The 4,442-nt window shown below is 62.6% G+C and carries 3 protein-coding genes; all 3 read left to right on the top strand.

Going from position 1 to position 4,442, the window contains the following annotated elements; genetic code table 11:
• Window positions 1-1,088: glycine cleavage system aminomethyltransferase GcvT (gcvT, locus tag ACR0IP_RS22910; RefSeq protein ID WP_480528125.1), on the top strand; the 1,088-nt coding region annotated here is incomplete at its 5' end.
• 18 nt (window positions 1,089-1,106) lie between these two features.
• A complete protein-coding gene (gene gcvH, locus ACR0IP_RS22905) occupies window positions 1,107-1,472 on the top strand; it encodes a glycine cleavage system protein GcvH (protein ID WP_480528124.1) in 366 nt (121 codons plus the stop codon).
• Between the two features lie 115 nt (window positions 1,473-1,587).
• A partial coding sequence (gene gcvP / locus ACR0IP_RS22900) for an aminomethyl-transferring glycine dehydrogenase (RefSeq protein ID WP_480528123.1) occupies window positions 1,588-4,442 on the top strand: 2,855 nt, incomplete at its 3' end.

Below are 4,442 nucleotides of genomic sequence, written 5' to 3'. Positions count from 1 at the left end.
CACCGAATCGCACTCCACTTTACTCTCTTCACGTTGAGTTGGGTGGAAAGATGGTTGATTTTGCGGGCTGGGAGATGCCTGTTCAGTATCCGTTGGGGATTATGGGGGAGCACAAGCAGTGTCGTGAGAAGGCGGCTGTGTTTGATGTGAGCCATATGGGTCAGGTGACCCTGCGCGGTGAGAATGTGGGCGAGAAGCTCGAGGCGCTCTGCCCGCAGGCTTATGCGACGCTGAAGGAAGGCAAGGCGCGGTACGGGTTCTTTACGAATGAAGACGGCGGGATCATGGATGACCTGATCGTGTCGAATGCGGGCGATCACTATTTTGTGGTGGTGAACGCGGCGCTGCGCCATCAGGACATCCCGCATATGCGCGCGCACCTCGAAGGCGTCGAAGTGACCGAGATCTTCGACCGCGCGCTGGTCGCCGTGCAAGGCCCCGCAGCGGAAAACGTTGTGGGTGAGCTTTGCCCGGCCGCCCGCGATCTGAAGTTCATGGAAACCACCGTGGCCGATATCAACGGCGTCGAATGCCGTATCTCGCGCCTGGGCTATACCGGTGAGGACGGGTACGAGATCTCGATCCCCGAGGACAAGGCCATTGAGATCACCCGCGCCTTCCTGGCGCATGAGGATTGCGAAGCGGCCGGTCTGGGCGCACGCGACAGCCTGCGGCTTGAAGCGGGGCTGTGCCTCTATGGCAATGACATCGACCATAGCACCTCGCCCATCGAAGCCTCGCTGAGCTGGGCGATCCAGAAACGCCGCAAGGAAGAAGGCGGGTTCCCGGGGGCCGAGCGCATCCAACGCGAGCTGGCCGAGGGCGCATCCCGCAAGCTGGTGGGCATCAAGCCCAAGGGCCGCGCGCCTGCGCGTCAGGGTGTTGAGATCCAGTGCACGGAAGGCAACACCATTGGCCAGATCACCTCGGGCGGGTTTGGCCCGACGGTCGGTGGCCCCGTTGCGATGGGCTATGTGTCCGCAGGCCATGGTGAGCCGGGCGAGACCGTCAATCTGATCATTCGGGGCAAGCCGCAACCGGCCGAGATCGTGGCGCTGCCCTTCGTTACCCAGAATTACAAGCGTTGAAGTCAGGAGAGAGACAAGATGGCAACCTATTATTCCGAAGAGCACGAGTGGATCGACGTGAATGGCGACACAGCCACTCTGGGCATCACCAAACATGCCGCCGAGCAGCTGGGCGATGTGGTCTTCGTGGAACAGCAGGAAGTGGGTGACGAGTTCGAGAAAGACGGCGAGATCGGTGTGATTGAATCCGTCAAAGCGGCCTCGGAACTCTATGCCCCGGTTGATGGCGAGATCGTCGAGGTCAACGAGGCGCTGGCCGACAATCCTGGCGCGCTGAACGAAGACCCCGAAGGTGAGGCATGGATCTACAAGATCAAGATCACCGACGCGTCGCAGCTGGAAGATCTGATGGATGAGGCCGGCTACAAGCACTTCATCGGCTGATCCAGACCGGAGCCCTGCACAGGGCTCCGCCCGTTCGGGCCGGACCGGCTCGTGATGATGTATCGGGGGCCTGCGTGGTCTCCGCCCGACCTGACTTATTCATAGGAGCGCTGCAATGGCTTTCAAACTGACTGACTACGAAGCCTATGACTTTGCCAATCGCCGCCACATTGGTCCCAGTCCGACCGAGATGCGCGACATGCTCAAGGTGATCGGCTTCAAGACGCTGGACCAACTGATCGACGCCACCGTCCCGCCGGCGATCCGCCAGAAAGAGCCGCTGGACTGGGGTCCGGCGATGACCGAGCGCGATGCGCTGTTCTACATGAAAGAGGTGGCGAGCAAGAACAAGGTTCTGACCTCGCTGATCGGTCAGGGCTATTACGGCACCACCACGCCCGCGCCGATCCTGCGCAACATTCTGGAAAACCCGGCCTGGTACACCGCCTACACGCCTTATCAGCCCGAGATCAGCCAGGGCCGTCTTGAGGCGCTGTTGAACTTCCAGACCATGGTCAGCGACCTGACCGGGCTGGACGTGGCCAACGCATCGCTGCTCGACGAAGCCACAGCGGCGGCCGAAGCCATGGCGATGGCCAAGCGCGGTGGCCGGTCCAAGGCCAACAACGCGGCCTTCTTTGTTGACAAGAACTGCCACCCGCAAACCATCGCGGTGATCAAAACCCGCGCTGAGCCTCTGGGCATCGACGTGCAAGTCGCCGATCCGGACACGCTGGATGCAGGTGCTGTCTTTGGCGCGATCTTCCAATACCCCGGCACCCACGGCCATGTGCGCGACTTCACCAAGGAAATCGCAGCGCTGCACGAACACAAAGCCATCGCCATCGTGGCGGCCGACATCCTGTCGCTGGCGCTGCTGAAGTCACCGGGTGAGATGGGTGCCGACATTGCCATCGGCTCGACCCAGCGCTTTGGCGTTCCGATGGGCTATGGTGGCCCGCACGCCGCCTATATGGCGACCACTGATAAGCTGAAGCGGTCCATGCCGGGCCGGATCATCGGCGTCAGCATCGACAGCCGCGGCAACAAAGCGTATCGCCTCGCGCTGCAAACCCGCGAGCAACATATTCGCCGCGAGAAAGCGAACTCGAACGTCTGTACTGCGCAGGCGCTGCTGGCGGTGATTGCCTCGATGTATGCGGTCTATCACGGCCCCGATGGCATCAAGGCCATCGCGCAATCGGTACACCGCAAGACCTCGCGCCTGGCGGCTGGTTTGGAAGAGGCGGGCTTCTCGGTCGAACCCGAGGTGTTCTTCGACACCATCACCGTTGAGGTCGGCCACCTGCAGAAGACCGTCATGGAGGCCGCCGTCGCCCGGGGCGTCAACCTGCGCAAGGTCGGCGATACACGTGTGGGCATCAGCCTGGACGAACAGACCCGGCCCGAGACCATCGAAGCCGTCTGGGGGGCCTTTGGTATCGACAAGACAGACGACAGCTCGAACAAGCAGTACCGCCTGCCGGACTACGCGCTGCGCGAGACGCCGTATCTGACCCACGAGATCTTCCACAAGAACCGGGCCGAGGCCGAGATGACCCGCTATATGCGCCGTCTGGCCGACCGCGACCTGGCGCTGGACCGGGCGATGATCCCGCTGGGCTCGTGCACCATGAAGCTGAACGCCACGATCGAGATGATCCCGGTCACCTGGCCCGAGTTCGGCAATCTGCACCCGTTCTGCCCTGAAGATCAGGCGCAGGGCTATCACGAGATGATTGCCGATCTGAACGACAAGCTGTGCCAGATCACCGGCTATGATGCGATCTCCCAGCAGCCCAACTCGGGCGCGCAGGGCGAATATGCAGGCCTGCTGACCATCCGTAACTATCACTTCGCCCGCGGCGAAGGGCACCGCAATGTCTGCCTGATCCCAACCTCGGCGCACGGGACCAACCCGGCCTCGGCGCAGATGGTGGGCTGGCAGGTTGTCCCGGTGCAGGCGGATGAGAATGGCAACATTGATCTGAACGACTTCCGCGCCAAGGCGGAGAAGCACTCGGAACATCTGGCTGGCTGCATGATCACCTACCCCTCGACCCATGGCGTGTTCGAGACCACCGTGCAGGAGGTCTGCCAGATTACCCATGACCACGGCGGTCAGGTCTATATCGACGGCGCCAACATGAACGCCATGGTGGGTCTGTCGCGTCCCGGTGACATTGGCGGCGATGTCAGCCACCTGAACCTGCACAAGACCTTCTGCATCCCGCATGGCGGCGGCGGTCCCGGCATGGGTCCGATCGGCGTCAAGGCCCACCTGACCGAGCACCTGCCCGGCCACCCGGAATACGGCACCGCTGTGGGTCCGGTCTCGGCGGCGCCCTTCGGCTCGCCCTCGATCCTGCCGGTCAGCTGGGCCTATGTGCTGCTGATGGGTGGCGCGGGCCTGACCCAGGCGACCAAAGTGGCGATCCTGAACGCCAACTATATCGCGGCGCGTCTGCAGGATGCCTATCCGATCCTCTACACCTCCGAGACCGGTCGTGTGGCGCATGAATGCATCCTCGACACCCGTCCGCTGGACGAGGCGGCGCATGTGACCGTGGATGACGTCGCCAAACGTCTGGTCGATTCCGGCTTCCACGCCCCGACCATGTCCTGGCCGGTGGCGGGCACGCTGATGGTGGAGCCCACCGAGTCCGAACCCAAGGACGAGCTGGACCGCTTCTGCGACGCCATGCTCTCGATCCGGGCCGAGGCGCAGGACATCATCGATGGCAAGATCGACGCGGAGAACAACCCGCTGAAAAACGCCCCCCACACGGTGCGCGATCTGGTCGGCGACTGGGACCGCCCCTACACCCGCGAACAGGCCTGCTTCCCTCCGGGCTCCATGGGCGTCGACAAATACTGGTCCCCCGTCAACCGCGTCGACAACGCATACGGAGACCGAAACCTTGTCTGCACATGCCCACCAATGGAAGCATACGAAGAAGCCGCAGAATA

The organism is Ruegeria sp. AL11 (assembly GCF_056540865.1).
The sequence above is the reverse complement of the archived record's forward strand: the minus strand, read 5'-3'. Positions and strand labels throughout refer to the sequence as shown.